Origin of the sequence: Micromonospora cremea (assembly GCF_900143515.1) — a bacterium.
Taxonomy (GTDB): Bacteria; Actinomycetota; Actinomycetes; order Mycobacteriales; family Micromonosporaceae; genus Micromonospora; species Micromonospora cremea.
The window spans coordinates 2,160,290-2,176,739 of record NZ_FSQT01000001.1; the positions used below are offsets into that span (position 1 = coordinate 2,160,290).

The window sequence follows — 16,450 nt, forward strand, 5'->3', positions numbered from 1 at the left end:
GATGGGCACACGGCTGCTGCGCCGATTCCGCAGTCCTGTCCTGGGTGCGTTCGCACTCGTCCTCGCCGCCGGCTTCTGGGCCGACCCGGCCGGCGCCGCCCCCGAGCAGGAACCGGGGGTCACGCTGCGCGTCTTCGACGTGCAGGTGCCGCTCTCCGAGATCTGCACGCTCAAGCCCGCGTAGACCCCGAACGTGGACAAGCTGATGTCCACGATCAACTGGACGTCGACCGCCGACTTCGGCTTCGACAACTACTTCGTCTCGCAGGTGCTCGGCAACATCACCACCACCCAGGCCGGCAGCTACACGTTCCGGCTGAGCAGCGACGACGGATCCAAGCTGTCGATCGACAACTCCGTGGTCATCAACCACGACGGCCTGCACGGCGCGACCCGCCCAAGGAGGGCACGGTCACCCTCACCGCCGGGCTGCACCCGCTGCGCATCGACCACTTCGAGCGCGAGGGTGGCCAGCAGATCACCCTGGAGTGGAAGACGCCCGGCTCGTCGTCCTTCGTGGTCGTGCCGAACTCGGCGTTGAGCACCGACGCCGGAGTGGTCCGGGTGACCGCGCCGGGCCGCAAGGAGTGCGAGGGGGTCACCGACTCCCCCGGCGACGGCCTGCCGCTGACCGGTGTGCACCCCGGCTAAACGCTGACCAACCTGCGACCCACCGGCTTCCAGCCGAAGGTCACCGGGATGGACTGGCTGGCCGACGGCCGGCTGGTCATCTCCACCTGGGGCGGCAGCGACCAGTCCGGCACCTCCCAGGACGGCGAGGTGTGGATTCTCAACAACACCGGCGGCACGACCGGGCCGGGCAACGTGACCACCAAGAAGATCGCTGGCGGCCTCAAAGAGCCGATGGGGCTCAAGATCGTCGACGGGGTGGTCTACGTCTCGGAGAAGCACCGGCTGACCCGGCTGGTGGACACCACCGGCGACGAGGTGGCCGACCAGCTCCAGACGGTCGCCACCTGGCCGTACGGCGGGAACTTCCACGAGTTCGCGTTCGGCCTGCTCTAACAGGACGGGTTCTTCTACCTGAACCTGTCGGTCTCGATCAACTCCGGCGGCGCGACCACCAACCCGCAGCCGGCCGCGAACCGGGGCACCACCCTCAAGGTCAACAAGGACACCGGCGCGGTCAGCTACGTCGCCGGCGGGCTGCGGACGCCACACGGCATCGGGTGGGGCCCGGAGGGCGGCATCTTCGTCACCGACAACCAGGGCGGCTGGCTGCCCGCGTCCAAGCTGGTGCACGTCAAGCAGGGCCGGTTCTTCAACCACTACATGAACCCGGCCGGCCCGTTCGACGCCAACCCGGTCACTCCGCCGGTGCTCTGGATGCCGCAGAACGAGATCTCCAACTCGCCCAGCACCCCGCTGTACCTGACCAGCGGCCGGTACGCTGGCCAGTTCGTCATCGGCGACGTGACCTACGGCGGCCTGCAGCGGGCCAACCTGGAGAAGGTCAACGGCGAGTACCAGGGCGCGCTGTTCCGGCTCACCCAGGGCCTGGAGGCGGGCGTCTCCGAGGTCAACGTCGGCCCGGACGGCGCCATCTACGTCGGTGGGCTCGGCGCGGGCGGCAACTGGGGCCAGACCGGCAAGCTGTCGTACGGCCTGCAGAAGCTGACCCCGAACAGCGCCACCACCTTCGAGATGCTGGCGATGCGGGCCACCACCGCCGGGTTCGAGGTGGAGTACACCCAGCCGGTCTCCGCGGAGACCGCCGCGAACCTGGCCGCGCACTACAAGATCAAGCAGTGGCGGTACCAGGCGACGTCCAGCTACGGCGGCCCGAAGATCGACGAGGAGACGTTGACCGTCACCTCGGCGACCCTCTCGGCGGACGGGAAGAAGGTCACCCTCGCGGTCAACGGGCGCAAGGCCGGCCACGTGGTCTACCTGCGCTCGCCACGTCCGTTCACCTCCACCACCGGCAGTCGCTGTGGAGCACCGAAGCGTGGTACACGCTCAACGCCATCCCAGGCGTCACCCCGCCGCCGACCGGCGGGACCAACCTGGCGCTCAACAAGGCGGCCACCGCGGACAGCTCCTGCTCGGCGACCGAGGGCCCGGCCAAGGCGGTCAACGGCAGCGTGGCCGGCGGCAACGGCGACAAGTGGTGCTCGAAGGGCACCTCGAAGTAACTCCAGGTGGACCTGGGGGCCAGCCACGCGGTGAACCGGGTGGTGGTCAAGCACGCCGGCGCCGGCGGTGAGAACACCGCGTGGAACACCCGGGACTTCACGGTCGCCTCCAGCGCCGACGGCACCACCTGGACCACCCGGGCCACGGTCACCGGCAACACGGCGAGCACCACGACGCACGACGTCACCGCACCCGGCACGCGCTACGTGCGGTTGGCCATCACCGCGCCGACCAGCACCAGCGATCCGGCCGCGCGAATCTACGAGCTGGAGGTGTACGCGAGCACCGGTGGCGGGTCGGGCAGCATCACCGGCGTCGGCGGCAAGTGCCTGGACGTGGACAACGCGGGCACCGCCGACGGCACGAAGGTGCAGTTATGGACCTGCAACGGCACCGCCGCGCAGACGTGGAGCCGGATCGGGGACACCTACCGGGCCCTGGGCAAGTGCCTGGACGTGGACAACGGTGGCACCGCCGACGGCACGAAGGTGCAGCTGTGGACCTGCAACGGCACCGGTTCGCAGGTGTGGCAGCCGCAGGCCGACGGGTCGATCCGCAACCCGCAGTCGGGCAAGGTGCTGCAGGCCACGGGCGCCGGCACCGCCGACGGCACCCAGATCCAGATCGGCACGTACGCGGGCGGCGCCCACCAGAAGTGGGTGGTCAACGGCGGGTAGCTGCCCGACCGCCGGGCGTGGGGCGGGGTCTGACCGCAACCGGTCAGGCCCCGCTCCGGGCCGCCCGGTGCAGATCGTCGGCGACCAGGCCGTGCAGCGCCAGCGCACCGGCCAGCACCCCGGTCACCGGCGACGACGAACCCGCAAGCGCCCCGGCCGTACCTCCACCGTGACCGCTGCCGCACCGCCATCCTGCCCCGGTGCGACCCGCCGCGCGTGCCCGCACGGCCGCGGCGGGCCGGTCAGGGGCCCTGCGGCAGCGGCTGCGCCAGCTCCTTGAGGTCCGCCGGGAGTTGGGACAGGGCGTCCTCGAACTCCCGGTGCCCGACCACCCGGTGCATCGTCTGGAGCACGGCCCGAGAGCCCCGCTCGGCGGTGGGGCGATCGGTCCCCGCGCGGTCGGCGACGCGCCGCAGGAACTCGTCGTAGCCGAACGCCTCGGGCGGCTCGGGCGCCGCGACCAGGAGCGGGCTCAACTCGGCGGCCAGGTGGGGCGCCAACGCGGCCGCCTCCCCGCCGCTGAGCCGCTCAGTGAGGGTACGCAGAACCGCCTCGGTCAGCAGTCGCGCCTGCTCGCGCGGTACGCCCGCCCGTGCCGCAACCTTGTCGACGAACGCCAGCTCGGCCATGCCCCCGCCCTTCGTTCCGGAGATGCGTGGCTACCCGGACCCACCGACGGCAAACCCGGCACCGGCCCCGGTGCGTACCGGCGGGCGTGGGTGTCCGCTTTACCGACCGGAGGGCTGTGCGAGCATGGTTGTCCTCTGTGTTCTCCCCCACCCCCAGCGGAAGGACGCCCGTGGCAGAAACCGCCCCACTCCCGGCCACCGACGGCACCAAGATCGATACGAGCGTCCCCCATTCGGCCCGGATCTGGAACTACTGGCTCGGCGGCAAGGACAACTTCGAGGTCGACCGGCTGGCCGGCGAGCAGGTCCGCGAGCTCTTTCCCGCGATGATCGAGACGGCACGCGAGTCCCGCGCGTTCCTGTCCCGCGCGGTGCGCTTCCTCGCCGGCGAAGCCGGGATCCGGCAGTTCCTCGACGTCGGCACCGGGCTGCCCACCGCCGACAACACCCACCAGGTCGCCCAGCGGGTCAACCCGCAGAGCCGGGTAGTCTACGTCGACAACGACCCCATGGTGCTGGCCCACGCGCGGGCGCTGCTGGTCGGCAGCCCGGAAGGGCTGACCCGGTACATCCACGCCGACCTGCACGACCCGCAGGCGGTGCTCGGACAGGCCCGCGAGCACCTCGACCTCAGCCAGCCCGTCGCGGTTCTGCTGTTCGGGGTGATGGGCCACGTCGGCGACGACGACGAGGCGGTCGCCATCATCCGTGCGCTGCTTGACGCGGTCCCGTCCGGCAGCTACCTGGCGCTGTCCGACGGCACCGACACCAGCGCGGCGGTCGTCGAGTCGCACCGGCAGTACAACGAGAGCGGGGCGCTGCCGTACCACCTGCGCAGCCCGGAGCGGATCGCCCGGTTCTTCGACGGCCTGGAGCTGGTCGAGCCCGGCCTGGTGCCGTTCACCCACTGGCGGCCCGAGCAGGACGGCCCGCCGGCCGACCTGGACGGCTACTGCGCCGTCGGCCGCAAGCCCTGACCCGCGCCACGCCGTGAGCGGCCGACGGCCGCTCACGGCGTGGGACACCGCGAGGACGGGTCTGTTGGTTGCTCCGCGCGGCACCGGCGCCGTCTCGTACCGTGAGGTCGAACGGGGAACTCGGCTGCCCGACGGTGGCCCACGCCGCAGGAGGAGCAGATGGCGGTCGACCTGCCCGACGTGATCGACCGGTACTTCCGGGCCGTCGACGACGGCGACTCGGAGGCCTTCGTCGCCTGCTTCGCGGACACCGCGACCGTGGCCGACGAGGACCGGCTGCACGAGGGACGGGCGGCGATCCGCGCCTGGCGGCAGCGGACGATGGAGGCCTACTCGTACTCGGTGGAGCCGCTGACGGTCACGCCGCAGGCGGGCGACTCGTACCTGGTCCTCGCCCGGGTGTCGGGCACTTTTCCCGGCAGCCCGGTCGAGCTGCGGTACCGGTTCACGCTGCGCGACAACCTGATCGGCGCCCTGGACATCCGCCCGTAGCGACCGATTCGCCCCCTGCGCCGTGACCCTGCCCGGCGCAGCTCGGGGCGTCGGCGACGGGTGGAGCCCGGCCGCCGCCGGGGATCCCCTTCGAGTCGGCACGGCAACTGCCGAACGTCGCCGGACGGAGGACACAGCCGGCGGGCCGGAGGGTGGCATGATGTGCCGACAAACGGCTGTCACGACGAGGAAGGTGCTGCTGCCCGATGGCGCACTTCGAGGCCCGGACGTCCACGGCACCTGGCCGGATCGTCGTCACGCTGTCCGGCGAGTGCGACCTCGCCACCCGGGAGGAGCTGACCACCGTGTTGTCCGCGGCGGTCCGCGGCGCGCCCGTGGTCGTGGTCGACGTGGGCGGGTTGCGCTTCCTCGACTCCACCGGTCTGCACAGCCTGGTCACCGCCCACCAGATCGCCCGCGCGGCCGGTCGGCGGTTGTACGCGGTCAACGCCAGCGGGCCGGTCGCCGCCGTGCTGGACATCACCGGCGTCGGCACCCTGCTGCGCCCGCCCGCCGACGACCCACGGCTGGCGGGCTGATGTCGGCCGGCCGGCGGGAGACCCGGATCGTGGCCGAGCAGTCCGCGTCCGCCCAGGCTCCGGACTCGATGGCGTACCAGGTGGCGACCGACCTGCGAGCGCTACGCGCGTTCGTCTGCACCGGGGCTCTGGCCCGGGGCCTGCCGCCACACCGGGTGGAGCTGCTGACGTTGGCGGTCAGTGAGCTGGCCACCAACACGTTGCAGCACACCACCGGCGGCGGCCGGGTCCGGCTGTGGGCCGAGGCGGACCAGTTGTTCTGCGACGTCATCGACCAGGGGCCGCCGGCGCGAGCGTTCGGCCGGGACATGCCGCCCGCCGACGCGGTACGGGGTCGAGGGCTGGCGATCGTCGAGCAGGTCTGCGACGAGGTCGCCGTGCTGACCGAGCCGGAGGGAACGGTGGTGCGGCTCCGGCTGGGCCTGTGAACCGGGCGGCTCAGGACAGCACGCGTACGGCCAGGGTGCAGGTGTCGTCGTCCGGGCTGGGGTGGTGCAGGAGGTCACGCAGCCGGCCGAGGGTCTGCTCCCCGGGCGCGGCGGAGAACGCCGAGAGCATCGAGCGCACCTGTTCCAGCCGGTCCTCCTCGGGCGCGCGCCGCTCCACCAGCCCGTCGGTGTAGAACAGCAGCAGGTCGCCCGGGCGCAGTCGCGGGGTGAGCACCGGGTACACCGAGTCGCCGTCGGCGCCCAGCAGCAGGCCCGGCGGCCGGTCCAGCGGGCCGGTCTCGCCGGCGCGGGACAGCAGTGGCGCCATGTGCCCGGCGCGCCCCCAGCGAAGCACCCGGGTCTCGGGGTCGTAGACCGCGACCACCGCGGTCCCGGTGATCGCGAGCTGACCGCAGAGCCGGTTGAGATGCCCGAGCAGCACCGCCGGGTCATGGATGCCGATCGACAGCCAGGCCACCAGGGCGAAGCGCAGATGCGCCATCCCGCTGGCGGCGTTCAGCCCGTGACCTGCCACGTCACCGACCGCGAGCACGACCGACCCGTCCGGCAGGGTCTGCGCGTGGTACCAGTCCCCGCCCACCCGCACCGTGCTCTCCGCCGGCAGGTAGTTGACGATCGCCTCCAGGCCGGCCAGCGGGAACGGCGCCCGGGGCACCGGCTGGATCAGGTTCTGCAACTGCCCGGCAAGGCGGTGCTCGGCCAGCGCCGTCATCTCCCGGGTCCGCAACTGGTCACCGAGCTGCTCGATGGCGGTCCGCGAGTCCACCCTGGCCGTCACGTCCTGCACCACGGCGTGGATCTTCAACGGTGTGCCGTCCGCGTCCCGGGAAACGTCGGAGAGGATCCGTAGGTACTTCACCGCGCCCGCCGGCTGGAACCGGACGGTCACGTCCGAGGAGGCTCCGCTGTCCAGCGTCTGCCAGGCCGCCTCGCGCAGCATGTCGTCGTCCGGGAGCACGGCGGCGGACTGCTCGGCTCGCGACAGCGGGCCCAACGCCGGGTCGCGCTCGAAGATCCGGTACATCCCGGGTGACCACTGGCTGACTCCGCTGGCCAGGTCGTAATCCGCCCAACCGAGGCTGCCCAGCAACTCGGTGCGCTCCAGTCGACGCAGGTCCTCGTCGAGCCGTTGCCAGGCCACCAGCAGGCCGCCGAGCACCCGGTGCACGTGCACGTCGAACAGCGAGTCGGCGACGACGCCGACGCGCTTCTCCACGTACCGGAAGTCGGCCATCCGGCCGGGTGAGCCGGTGGCCAGCACGTCGAGGTAGAGCCGCCAGAGCGGACCGTCGACCATGCTCGGATACAGCTCGGTGAGCCGCGCGCCCACCCGCTCGGTCCCCCGGCCGTAGATGTCGTAGCCCTGGCCGCTGGTGGCCGCGATCCGGAAGTCCCCGACCGGCCGACCGTCGTCCGGCACCGGCAGCAGCCACGTGCAGCCGGCCGGAACGACCGCCAGAATCTCCCGCACGACCGCCTCGACCGGCCGCGCCGCCCCGGCGGCGTCCGTGGCCCGCCCGACCTGGTCCGCCATGCCCAGCAGCCTAGCCACCGACTGCCTCACGGCCCACATCCGTCACGTCGGCGCGAGGTGACACGCGCCCGACGCCGGGTGCGACCCGCCGCCGGCCGATCCGCACCCGCTCGGGCCGCGCCGGCTGCCACAATGCGAACAGCCCCGGTGGACGGTGGCCCCGGGTGGACCCCGATCAGGAGGACGGCACCATGCCGGACAGCGAACGCGAGGCGGAACTGCTCGATGCCGAGCGCACCCTGCAGGCGGCGCAGCGGGCCGGCGACGTGGCGGCCCTCGACCAGTTGCTCGTCGACCAGCTGATCGCCATCGGCCCGCAAGGCGGCAAGCACACCAAACGGGAGGACCTGGCCGCGCACCGGGACCGGACCTCGGTCATCGAGGAACTGGTCGAGGAGGAGCTGGACCTGCTCGTCGTCGGATCGACCGGCGTGACGTTCTTCCTGGGCCGGGTGGCCGGAGTGTTCGACGGCGGGCCGTTCGCGGCTCGCCTGCGGTACACCCGGACCTGGATCCATGACGACGCACACGGCTGGCGGGTGCTCGCCGCGCACATCAGCCCGGTCTGACCCGCCGGGTGGTCGCCGGCGCCACCAGCTCAGGTGACGGTCACCGCCGGTCCCTCGCGTCGGCGTCACCGTCGGACTCGTCGTCGAGCAGGCCCTGCTGGTCGAGGAAGGCGAACCACTGGTCGTCGGCGGGGGTCAGGTCGGCGTAGCCCGGGCCGAGCAGGTAGTAGTGCACGAAGGAATCCAGGTCGGGGGCGAGCTCCTCGAAGGCGTCCGACATGAACCACTCGGTGCCGGTCGGCGGGAAGTACCAGATGGCGCCGGTGCCACGATCCATGAGGATCGGCTCGTCGCTGCGGGTGCCGATCACCAGCCAGCCCGCCCGGTCCTCCGGAATGGACGAGAAGTCCGGTGCGTAGTCCAGGTGGTACTGGATGCCGGCGAGGGTGGACGTGGACGCCAGCTCGAGCCGGCCGGCGCGCAGCCCGTCGGCCACCAGCAGGAGGTCCCGCAGGTCGGCCGGAAGGTCCGCCGGCACGGCGTCGGTGGCAGCGCCGTCGCCGAACTGGGCGTACCCCAGGCTTGCCGGCTGATCCTCGGCCAGGTCGGCCCGCAGCTCCTCGATGAGCTGGTGCAGCTCGGGGGTCAATGTCACCACCTCTGTTCGGATCGGGGGACAGCTGCTGAGCCGGTCGGTCAGATCCTTGTCGTCCGGTCAGTACCTGTCCCAGATATGCATTGTGGACCTCGGCGCCTTCCGCGGAGGACCTGACTCGCCTGCATCCGGCGCTACGACGCGGGCGCCCGCTCGACGGTGGCGTCGACCGGGCCGATCCGCAGCACCCCGTCGTTGAGCGGCGTGCAGCGGATGCCGCCGGTGGTGCGCAGCGCCTTCCACGCACCCGGGCCGACGGTGACGTCCATCCAGGCGCAGGGGCGGGCGGCCCGGTTCACCCGCAGGCTGACCGGGCCGTCGCCGGAGTCCAGCACCAGCACCTTGCCGATCAGTTCGTCCACCGCGATGCCGGTGGTCAGGACGTTGCGGCGGACCTCCGCCAGACCGATGCCGGGTGGCAGCGACTCCTGGGCGATCACCGTCACGCTGGCGTCGCGGTGCGCCGGCTGGCCGAAGTACCGGTCGCCGACGATGCCGAGGCCGGCCCGGATCCGCACCACGTCGACCAGCTCACCGGGCGGGGCCGGCGCCGGGCCGTCGGCGGGCCGGCCCAGGAAGCGGTGCACGGGCGAGGCCAACAACTCGACGATCTGCGGCATGGCAGCGATTCTACGAACCGGACGGCGCCCTCCGGGCCGGCTCGGCATTCCGGGCCGATATCGGCGGCGATCCACTGCGGATCGGCGACATCGCAGCATCCCCGACGCTCGGACACCCCGACATCGCCGAACCCGAGTCGATCATTCGCCGCCGCCCCCGCGACCGGATCAGGCCGGCGTGCCGGTGACGGTCAGGTTACGCAGCCGGCCCACGTTGTCGAACGAGCCGAAGCCCACCCGCCCGGAGCCGAAGGTGCTGTCCTTCGCGGTCATCAGCGGGTCCCGTCGCCCGTCGACGTAGACCGCGATCTCGCCGGTCGCCGGCAGGTGCACGACCCGTACGCGGTGCCAGTCGGCATCGGTGATCGCCGGGTTGGCGCCGCGCGACCGGCCGTTCCACTGGTGGTCGATGCGTTCCCGGTCGGCGTTGTCGACCTTGAAGATGCCGTTGTGCGGGTAGATCGTGTTGTCGGTGGAGAGGTGGGCGTAGTAGAACTCCGTGTCCGAGCGCCAGCCGAAGACGACGATCACGTCCCGGTTGGTGACCTCCACCGGTGTGTCGAGCCGTACCCGCGCCTCGACCTCGACCGACGACCAGGCCGGCCCGGCGGTCAGCACGGCGTACTCGAAGGGCCGGCGCGGGCCCGGCCGGCTGACCCCGGCCTCGGCGAGGATGACCTGGTCGTGGGTGAACTGCCACTTCGCCGGGGTCACCGGCGCCCAGTTCGATGCCCCGGCGGTGCGGCGCAGGGTGGTGTTCCCGACGTCGCCGCTGGCGAAGACCCGGGTGCCGGTGACCTTCCAGACCTTCCCGTTGGCCTTGGCGAGCACATAGAGCTCGCCGGCGGCGTCGGTGCCGAAGCGCAGGTCGACGCGGTTGGGGTCACCGGGCGCGCCGGGCCCGGAGAGGTCCCGCATGCGGACCGGCGCGCCCGCGTCGTTGAACAGGGCGAGCTGGTGGATCGGGGCCAGGCCCCGCCCGCGGCGCATCTCGTTCGCCTCGGTGTAGAGCACCCGGCCGTCGACCAGGTCGCCGAAGACGTACTTGCCGCGCAGCGCGGGCAGCGCGCGGCCCCGGTAGACGAAGCCGCCGGCCACCGCGACGCCGACGTCCGCGGTGCAGTTCCAGTCCGCGGCGGGGTCGTGGTCGTACGCGGCGACCGGGTAGGTGTATCCGTACCGGTCGTCGTCGGCGGGGAGCGGGAAGAGGCGGTCGCAGGGGTTGGTGGCCGTCTTGTCGAAGACGAAGGATCCCTCGCGCTCGCTCCAGCCGAAGTTGTCGCCGGCGCGGACCTCGTAGATCGCCTCGATGGCGTGCTCACCGATGTGCCCGAGATACATGCGACCGGTCGCCCGGTCCCAGCTGAAGCGGTGCGGGTCGCGGAAGCCCACGGCGTAGATCTCGCCGAGCGCGCCGGCGCGGCCGACGAAGGGATTCGTGGCGGGAATGCCGTACCGCCCGTTGGCGGAGGTGGTGCCCCGCGGGTCGATCCGCAACAGCTTGCCGTGCGGCATGCCCAGGTTCTGCGGGTCGGTGTTGCGCACGCCCAGACCGCCGTCGCCGACCGCCAGGTACAGCAGGCCGTAGTCGGGATCGTGGCGCTTCGCGGTGGGATTGAAGTTGATCTCCTGGATGCCGTGCACCTGGCCGCCGAAGCCGATGCGCAGGACCTCCCGCCGGGTGCCGGCGAACGTGTCGGCGCTCGGGTCGGTCGCCGTCCACTCGGTGATGACACCGTGGTAGATCGTGCCGGCCTGGGCGTAGTCCGGCGGGGTGGTCGTCGCCGACGCCAGCTCGGTGTGGATGGTGTAGAACCGGCCGTTGGCGCCGAACTCGGGGTGGAAGGCGACGTACCCGAAGCCCTGGCCCAGGCCACGGCCGGAGAAGAACTGCGGCGCGAAGGTCGCCGCCACGTCGAGGTAGACGTGCGGCACGCCACCTTCGACCAGGTAGAGGCTGCCGTTCAGGTCGGGCACCGCACGCCGGCCGGAGCCGTCGGGGACCTCCATGATGGTGTTGATCCGGGCGGTACGCATGAGCCGCTGATCGGTCGGGGCCGGGTTCGGGTGCGACTGCGGGAAGCTGGCGTACTCGCTGAGGACCAGCCCGAGCCGGGACTGGATCGGCATCTCGGGGACCGGGTCGTAGACCGCGTCGGCGGCCCGGGCGGGCGTCGCGAGCACGGTGGACAGGATCAGCACGACGGCGGTGAGGCCGGCCGTCAACACGGATCTGCGGATCCTGCGGGCGCTGTCGTGGAGGATGAGCACGCGTGTCTCCTTCTCGGTGGGACGGTGCCGAGGGTGGTCAGCGGGCCAGGTGGCGGTACTGCCTCCGCACGTCGCTCGCGGAGACCACGCTGTCGAGGAACATCAGGCCGTCCATGCGGCAGTCACACGGGTTCCGCTCGAGCGTGTCCTGAGGGAAGCTCCCGCCGATCTTGATGCCCCGGGGGTCGGAGGCCGTGGTCACGTGCGGGCCGGGCCCGGCCACGAGCCACGGGTCGTCGGTGCGGGTGTAGAAACCCTCCACCGGTTCCCCGTTCCGGTAGAGGGCGAGGGCGCCGGTGCCGAAGTCGAAGGTGGCGGCGAGGTGCACCCACTCCCCCGCCGGCAGCAGGTCCCGCCAGTCCTGGCTGGCCGCGAACGTCTGCGAGTTGCCGCCGTCGAGGCGACGGCCGAGCGCGACCAGGCGCAGCTCGCCGTTGACGTCGATCAGCTCCAGCAGGGCCCGGACGCCGTGGCCGTCGGAGTCGCCGGTCAGCACCCCGGCCAGTCCGATGGCGTTGTACCGGTCGTTCGGGTCGGGGGTGGTGGAGTTGGGCAGCGGGCTGTCCATCTCCAGCTTGAACCAGCCCATCACGGTGGTGCCCGCTGTCGCGCTGAAGGCGCGTAGGGTGCGCACCCCGCTGGCCGACCAGGTGCCGGCCTTCCAGTCGTCGTTGCCGGCCACCGCCGGGTCGACCTGCCGGGTCTGCACCGCGTTGCCGCTGCCCCGGTAGGCGTGGTCCCGCACCCGCATGGCGGCACCGCCGTTGACCAGCTCGATCTCGGTGCCGGACCGGCCCTGGTCGCGCTCGAGCGCGGGGTCGCCCGGCACCGGGTGGTCGAAGTCGTAGGCGGCGACCAAATGCCCTCGCAGGGCGGGGTGGACGTCGGACGGGCCGTTCCGGTCCGCCTGCGCCGGGGGCGCCCCCGCGCCGGTGAGTGCGCCGATCGCCAGGAGGGAGACGGTGGCGACGGCGGCTCGTCTGGCCCTGGACATCGCGTTCACCTCATTTCGCGGCACGTCGGTGCCGGTTACGTAAGCGCTTACGTAAGCGCTTACGTACCCTAGGCTTCGATCAGCGTCACTGGCAATAGATCGGGTGACATGGATGTGCCGGGGAGTTGCGAATGCCCAGGGCTGGCCAGCGGCCGCGCCTCGTCGACGTGGCCGAACGCGCCGCCGTCTCGCTGGCGACCGCCTCCCGGGCCCTCGCCGGCCGCGACGGAGTCAGCGCCGAGGTGGCCGACCGGATCCGCCGAATCGCCCGCGAGCTGGGGTACGTCGCCAACCCGTACGCCCGCACACTCGCTGGCGGCGCCAGCTCCACCGTGGGCCTGATCGTCCACCAGGTCGACGACCCCTACTTCTCCGAGATCGCCGGCGGGGTCATCCAGCTCGCCGCCGAGCAGGGGCTGCTGGTGCAGATCTGCCAGTCCGGCAGGGACCCCGACTACGAGCTGCAACAGCTGCGCCACCTCATCGCCCAGCGGGTCGGCATCATCCTGATCAGCGGTTCCGGGTACGACGACCCGCGGGTGGAGGCCGAGGCCCGGGCCGAGCTGGCGGCGTTCCAGGACCACGGCGGCCGCGTCGCCGCGATCGGGCGGCACGCGCTCGGCGTCGACGCCGTCCTGCCGGACAACGAGGCCGGCGGCAACGCGCTCGCCCACCACCTGATAGATCTCGGTCACCGGCGGATCACGGTCGCCGCGGGCAGCGCCGGTCTCACCACGGTCGCCGACCGGCTCGCCGGCGTCTCGTCGGCGCTGCGGCAGCGCGGGCTGCCCCCGGCCGACCTCGCCGTCGTGCACGGCGACTTCACCCGTGGCGGCGGCCGGACGGTCACCGAGCAGATCCTGAACGAACACCCGGAGACGACCGCGATCATCGCGCTCAACGATGCGATGGCCATGGGAGTGCTGTCGACGCTGCGCTCCCGCCGCATTCCGGTGCCCAGGCGGATGTCGGTCGTCGGCTTCGACGACGTCTCGGTGGCCGCCGACCTCGCGCCGAGCCTCACCACCATCCGGCTGCCGATGACCGAGATGGGCCGTACGGCGCTCAGCCTCGCACTCAAGCCCCGCTCGGCGCGTCCCCGGCGCCGCTCCACCGGGCACCTGCTGGTCGTCCGCGACTCGACCGGCCCGGTGCCGCCGGCCTGATCCGGCCGAGCGGTCGGTCGGATTCGGCGGCAATGCCGCACCGGGCTGCTCCGCTTCTGGCACCGTCGAGGGGTCCGCCCACCCGTGACTGGTCAGGAGAGGCCATGGCCGAGATCGCTGTGCGCCACCGGACGGTCGAGGTCGACGGCATCACGATCTTCTACCGGGAGGCCGGCGCCACGGACGCGCCGGTGGTGCTGCTGCCGCACGGCTACCCGTCGTCGTCGTTCCAGTTCCGCCACCTGCTGCCCGCGCTGGCCGACCGGTGGTGGGGCATAGCGCCCGACTACCCCGGCTTCGGCTACAGCGACACGCCCGACCCCGGCCGGTTCGCGTACACCTTCGACGCGCACGCCGACCTGCTCCGGCGGTTCACCGAGACGCTCGGGCTGACCCGCTACGTGATCTATCTCCAGGACTACGGCAGCCAGTTCGGGTTGCGCCTGGCGATGGCCGCACCGGAGCGGGTCGCCGGCCTCATCATCCAGAACGGCGACATCTACCCGGACCAGCACGGGCCCAAGTACGAGCCGCTCAAACGATTCTGGCGTGAGCCGACCGACGAGGGCCGGGCCCAGCTGGCCGCCGTGATCAACGAGGAGGGCTTCCGGCGCGAGTTCCTGGGCGAGCTGCCGGACCGGCTGGCCGACCGGGTGAGCCCGGACCTGTGGCGGCTCTCCGGGGCGCTGGTCGCGGATCCGCGGCGACGCGACGCCTGGCTCCGGCTCCTCGCCGACCAGGGCAGCACCGTCGGGTGGTTCCCCCGGCAGCAGGAGTACCTGCGTACCCACCGGCCGCCCACGCTGATCGTGTGGGGGCCGCACGACGGCTACATGCCGGCGGGCGCGGCCCGCGCCTACCTGCGGGATCTGCCCGACGCCGACCTGCAACTGCTCGACGGTGGCCACTGGCTGCTCGAGACGCACCTCGACGAGGTGGTGCGGCTGGTCCGCGACTTCCTCGCCCGTGTGCGGCCCTGAGCGGCGAGACGGCCGCCGGCCACGGTCAGCCCCGGGCCCAGCGCTGGTTGGCCGCCCCGTGACAGGCTCAGAGGACCACCTTGGTGGTGTTGCCGGTGGCCGCCCCCGCCACGTCGAGGCAGAGCCCGGACTGCTCGCCCACGATGGTGCCGTCGGCCCGCCACGTCCAGCGCTGGTTGCGCTGCCCGTTGCACGGCCAGATGACTCGACGGTCAAACATGCCTGCCGTTCCCGAACCGCGCTTCCGCGGGGGATGATCCCCGGATGACAGCGACGAGGGGTACGTCCGCATCGCTCGGGGCTCTGTTCCTGGCGGTGGCCACGGTCGGGGTGTGGGTGCTCTGGCTGGGCTGGGACACCGAGTACACCGTCGACCCGCAGACCGGTTCGCGTAGCGGCCCGTACGAGCCGTGGCAGGTGATCGGCTGCGTGCTGACCCTGGCGCTGCTCGCCGCCCTGGCCGGCACGCGGCTGAGCCCGTGGCTGGTGGCGCCGGTGATGACGGTGGCCTTCACGGCGGCCTGGTCGCGGGGGGCGTTGTCGTCCGACGACAGCGGGTTGTGGGCCGTCGGGGCGATTCTGGTGCTGATCGGGATGGCGATCGGCAGCACGCTGGTCAGCATCGGCGCGCACCGGCTCAGCCGGCACCTGGCCCGCCGACCCAGCTAGGGCCTGCTGGCCGCGGCCGGGTTCGCCCTCGGCCGTCCCCGGTAGACCAACCGCCCATAGTGGACGGATGTCAGGTGTGATCTCGTGTGGCCATGATCACTCCGACTCCCCTCATGCGCCTGGTTGCCGGCATCTGGGGGTTCAAGACCCTCGCGGTCGGCGTTGAACTCGGCCTGTTCACCCGGCTCGCCGGTGGCCGGACGATGACCGTCGAGCAGGCGGCCGCCGAGTTCGGTCTGGCCGATCGGCCGGCGGACCTGCTGCTGGCCGCGAGCGCCTCGCTCGGCCTGCTGGAGAAGGCCGGCGACGGCTACCGCAACTCGGCGCTGGCCGAGCAGTTCCTGGTCGAGGGCCACCCGTACTACTTCGGAGCCCAGGTTCGCTACTCCGACCTGCGTACCTATCTGCCCTGGCACCGCATCGGGGGAGCGCTGCGCACCGACCGGCCACTGACCTGGGACCCGCAGGCCCAGCAGTCGATGTTCGACACCACCGACCCGGAGATGCTGGCGCAGTTCTGGGACGCCATGTACTCCACGTCCAGCTTCACCGCCGGTGCGCTGGCCGAGGCGTACGACTTCTCCGCGCATCACCGGCTGCTCGACGTGGGCGGCGGGGCGGGCGCGTTCCGATCGAGTTCTGCCGCCGCCTGCCCGGGCTGCGGGCGACCGTCCTGGACCTGCCGCACGTCTGCGAACGGGCCGAGGAGCGGATCGCGGCTGCCGGCCTTACCGGGCGGATCGGCACGCTGCCCGGCGACTTCCTCGCCGACCCGGCGCTGCCGGGCGGGCACGACGTCATCCTGCTCAGCATGATCCTGCATGACTGGGACGAGCCGACGAATCGCGCGTTGCTGGCGCGGTGCCACGCGGCGCTGCCGCCCGGCGGGGCGGTCGTCGTCTGCGAACTGCTGCTCAACGATGAGCGCACCGGGCCGCCGGAAGCCGCTCTGATGGGCATGAACATGCTGGTCGAGACTGAGGGTGGCCGGAAATACTCGGGCGCCGTATACAGCGCCTGGCTCGCCGACGCCGGCTTCGTCGACGTTCGCACGGTGCCGTTCGACGCCCCCGGCGCCAACGGCGCGGTGGTGGCCCGCCGGGCCTGACCGTCGACGCCACCCGGCCCACGC

The 16,450-nt window shown here is 72.2% G+C and carries 20 protein-coding genes and 1 pseudogene; 14 read left to right on the plus strand and 7 right to left on the minus strand.

The genetic code is table 11. The annotated features are described in order from the left end of the window. The first annotated feature begins 1 nt into the window (after position 1). The 5 genes from BUS84_RS39745 (at position 2) to BUS84_RS39765 (ending at position 2,834) form a co-directional block, all read left to right on the plus strand. Entirely contained in the window at positions 2 to 184 is a 183-nt protein-coding gene (locus BUS84_RS39745) for a hypothetical protein (protein WP_244298455.1), read from the plus strand. A gap of 9 nt (positions 185 to 193) precedes the next feature. Then, entirely contained in the window at positions 194 to 541 is a 348-nt protein-coding gene (locus tag BUS84_RS39750) for a PA14 domain-containing protein (protein ID WP_244298456.1), read from the plus strand. 158 nt (positions 542 to 699) lie between these two features. Beyond that, positions 700 to 1,026, plus strand: a complete 327-nt coding sequence (locus BUS84_RS39755; RefSeq protein ID WP_244298457.1) for a hypothetical protein — start codon at positions 700 to 702, stop codon at positions 1,024 to 1,026. Between the two features lie 231 nt (positions 1,027 to 1,257). Continuing rightward, the gene (locus BUS84_RS39760) at positions 1,258 to 2,190 is read left to right on the plus strand and encodes a PQQ-dependent sugar dehydrogenase family protein (RefSeq protein WP_244298458.1); all 933 of its coding nucleotides are present in this window, start codon (positions 1,258 to 1,260) and stop codon (positions 2,188 to 2,190) included. Continuing rightward, positions 2,163 to 2,834 carry a ricin-type beta-trefoil lectin domain protein gene (locus tag BUS84_RS39765; protein WP_074310750.1) on the plus strand — a complete coding sequence of 224 codons (672 nt, stop codon included), beginning with the start codon at positions 2,163 to 2,165 and terminating at the stop codon, positions 2,832 to 2,834. The genes BUS84_RS39760 and BUS84_RS39765 overlap by 28 nt, the downstream gene beginning before the upstream one ends. Before the next feature lie 242 nt (positions 2,835 to 3,076). Here BUS84_RS39765 and BUS84_RS09975 read toward each other — a convergent pair whose 3' ends face one another. Further along, positions 3,077 to 3,463, minus strand: coding sequence for a DUF2267 domain-containing protein (locus tag BUS84_RS09975; protein WP_074310752.1), 387 nt, complete (start codon positions 3,461 to 3,463; stop codon positions 3,077 to 3,079). 170 nt (positions 3,464 to 3,633) lie between these two features. Here BUS84_RS09975 and BUS84_RS09980 point away from each other — a divergent pair, with 170 nt between their 5' ends. The 4 genes from BUS84_RS09980 (at position 3,634) to BUS84_RS09995 (ending at position 5,899) form a co-directional block, all read left to right on the plus strand. Next, positions 3,634 to 4,440 carry an SAM-dependent methyltransferase gene (locus BUS84_RS09980; RefSeq protein ID WP_074310754.1) on the plus strand — a complete coding sequence of 269 codons (807 nt, stop codon included), beginning with the start codon at positions 3,634 to 3,636 and terminating at the stop codon, positions 4,438 to 4,440. Positions 4,441 to 4,599: 159 nt separating this feature from the next. After that, positions 4,600 to 4,932, plus strand: a complete 333-nt coding sequence (locus BUS84_RS09985; RefSeq protein WP_074310756.1) for a nuclear transport factor 2 family protein — start codon at positions 4,600 to 4,602, stop codon at positions 4,930 to 4,932. Positions 4,933 to 5,138: 206 nt separating this feature from the next. After that, the gene (locus BUS84_RS09990; RefSeq protein ID WP_074310758.1) at positions 5,139 to 5,471 is read left to right on the plus strand and encodes an STAS domain-containing protein; all 333 of its coding nucleotides are present in this window, start codon (positions 5,139 to 5,141) and stop codon (positions 5,469 to 5,471) included. Beyond that, entirely contained in the window at positions 5,471 to 5,899 is a 429-nt protein-coding gene (locus tag BUS84_RS09995; protein ID WP_084757311.1) for an ATP-binding protein, read from the plus strand. Before BUS84_RS09990 ends, BUS84_RS09995 begins: the two co-directional genes overlap by 1 nt. 10 nt (positions 5,900 to 5,909) lie before the next feature. Here the strand turns inward: BUS84_RS09995 and BUS84_RS10000 are convergent, their stop codons facing one another. After that, positions 5,910 to 7,454, minus strand: coding sequence for a PP2C family protein-serine/threonine phosphatase (locus tag BUS84_RS10000; protein ID WP_074310760.1), 1,545 nt, complete (start codon positions 7,452 to 7,454; stop codon positions 5,910 to 5,912). 164 nt (positions 7,455 to 7,618) lie between these two features. Between BUS84_RS10000 and BUS84_RS10005 the strand changes: the two genes are divergently transcribed. Then, positions 7,619 to 8,023 (plus strand): nuclear transport factor 2 family protein, encoded by a 405-nt coding sequence (locus BUS84_RS10005; RefSeq protein ID WP_244298459.1) that lies wholly within the window; start codon positions 7,619 to 7,621, stop codon positions 8,021 to 8,023. A 40-nt stretch (positions 8,024 to 8,063) separates the two neighbouring features. Here the strand turns inward: BUS84_RS10005 and BUS84_RS10010 are convergent, their stop codons facing one another. From BUS84_RS10010 to BUS84_RS10025, 4 genes are all read right to left on the minus strand, one after another. Further along, complete coding sequence (locus tag BUS84_RS10010) at positions 8,064 to 8,612, minus strand: SUKH-4 family immunity protein (RefSeq protein ID WP_074312434.1); 549 nt, start codon at positions 8,610 to 8,612, stop codon at positions 8,064 to 8,066. Between the two features lie 140 nt (positions 8,613 to 8,752). Continuing rightward, positions 8,753 to 9,238, minus strand: coding sequence for a molybdenum cofactor biosysynthesis protein (locus tag BUS84_RS10015; protein ID WP_074310762.1), 486 nt, complete (start codon positions 9,236 to 9,238; stop codon positions 8,753 to 8,755). A 168-nt stretch (positions 9,239 to 9,406) separates the two neighbouring features. Continuing rightward, entirely contained in the window at positions 9,407 to 11,509 is a 2,103-nt protein-coding gene (locus BUS84_RS10020) for a PQQ-dependent sugar dehydrogenase (RefSeq protein ID WP_244298460.1), read from the minus strand. A 37-nt stretch (positions 11,510 to 11,546) separates the two neighbouring features. Then, complete coding sequence (locus tag BUS84_RS10025; RefSeq protein WP_208869566.1) at positions 11,547 to 12,503, minus strand: LamG-like jellyroll fold domain-containing protein; 957 nt, start codon at positions 12,501 to 12,503, stop codon at positions 11,547 to 11,549. Between the two features lie 131 nt (positions 12,504 to 12,634). On the opposite strand from BUS84_RS10025, the gene BUS84_RS10030 reads away from it, so the two are divergent. Both BUS84_RS10030 and BUS84_RS10035 read left to right on the plus strand, forming a co-directional pair. Further along, on the plus strand, positions 12,635 to 13,669 hold the full coding sequence (locus BUS84_RS10030) for a LacI family DNA-binding transcriptional regulator (protein ID WP_074310766.1): 1,035 nt from the start codon (positions 12,635 to 12,637) through the stop codon (positions 13,667 to 13,669). Positions 13,670 to 13,773: 104 nt separating this feature from the next. Beyond that, positions 13,774 to 14,649 (plus strand): alpha/beta fold hydrolase, encoded by an 876-nt coding sequence (locus BUS84_RS10035; protein WP_074310768.1) that lies wholly within the window; start codon positions 13,774 to 13,776, stop codon positions 14,647 to 14,649. A 67-nt stretch (positions 14,650 to 14,716) separates the two neighbouring features. On the opposite strand, the gene BUS84_RS36590 is transcribed toward BUS84_RS10035, so the two are convergent. Continuing rightward, the gene (locus BUS84_RS36590) at positions 14,717 to 14,869 is read right to left on the minus strand and encodes a ricin-type beta-trefoil lectin domain protein (protein WP_244298461.1); all 153 of its coding nucleotides are present in this window, start codon (positions 14,867 to 14,869) and stop codon (positions 14,717 to 14,719) included. A gap of 44 nt (positions 14,870 to 14,913) precedes the next feature. On the opposite strand from BUS84_RS36590, the gene BUS84_RS10045 reads away from it, so the two are divergent. Continuing rightward, positions 14,914 to 15,318, plus strand: a complete 405-nt coding sequence (locus BUS84_RS10045) for a hypothetical protein (protein WP_074310770.1) — start codon at positions 14,914 to 14,916, stop codon at positions 15,316 to 15,318. A 92-nt stretch (positions 15,319 to 15,410) separates the two neighbouring features. Then, positions 15,411 to 16,426: pseudogene (locus BUS84_RS10050) on the plus strand (methyltransferase). Positions 16,427 to 16,450 lie beyond the last annotated feature (24 nt).

Bases quoted from the DNA above. Each gene is read 5' to 3' on its own strand.
- BUS84_RS39745 (WP_244298455.1), top strand. From the start codon at position 2: ATGGGCACACGGCTGCTGCGCCGATTCCGCAGTCCTGTCCTGGGTGCG.
- BUS84_RS39755 (WP_244298457.1), top strand. From the start codon at position 700: ATGGACTGGCTGGCCGACGGCCGGCTGGTCATCTCCACCTGGGGCGGC.
- BUS84_RS09975 (WP_074310752.1), bottom strand. From the start codon at position 3,463: ATGGCCGAGCTGGCGTTCGTCGACAAGGTTGCGGCACGGGCGGGCGTA.
- BUS84_RS09985 (WP_074310756.1), top strand. From the start codon at position 4,600: ATGGCGGTCGACCTGCCCGACGTGATCGACCGGTACTTCCGGGCCGTC.
- BUS84_RS09990 (WP_074310758.1), top strand. From the start codon at position 5,139: ATGGCGCACTTCGAGGCCCGGACGTCCACGGCACCTGGCCGGATCGTC.
- BUS84_RS09995 (WP_084757311.1), top strand. From the start codon at position 5,471: ATGTCGGCCGGCCGGCGGGAGACCCGGATCGTGGCCGAGCAGTCCGCG.
- BUS84_RS10000 (WP_074310760.1), bottom strand. From the start codon at position 7,454: ATGGCGGACCAGGTCGGGCGGGCCACGGACGCCGCCGGGGCGGCGCGG.
- BUS84_RS10015 (WP_074310762.1), bottom strand. From the start codon at position 9,238: ATGCCGCAGATCGTCGAGTTGTTGGCCTCGCCCGTGCACCGCTTCCTG.
- BUS84_RS10025 (WP_208869566.1), bottom strand. From the start codon at position 12,503: ATGTCCAGGGCCAGACGAGCCGCCGTCGCCACCGTCTCCCTCCTGGCG.
- BUS84_RS10030 (WP_074310766.1), top strand. From the start codon at position 12,635: ATGCCCAGGGCTGGCCAGCGGCCGCGCCTCGTCGACGTGGCCGAACGC.
- BUS84_RS10035 (WP_074310768.1), top strand. From the start codon at position 13,774: ATGGCCGAGATCGCTGTGCGCCACCGGACGGTCGAGGTCGACGGCATC.
- BUS84_RS36590 (WP_244298461.1), bottom strand. From the start codon at position 14,869: ATGTTTGACCGTCGAGTCATCTGGCCGTGCAACGGGCAGCGCAACCAG.
- BUS84_RS10045 (WP_074310770.1), top strand. From the start codon at position 14,914: ATGACAGCGACGAGGGGTACGTCCGCATCGCTCGGGGCTCTGTTCCTG.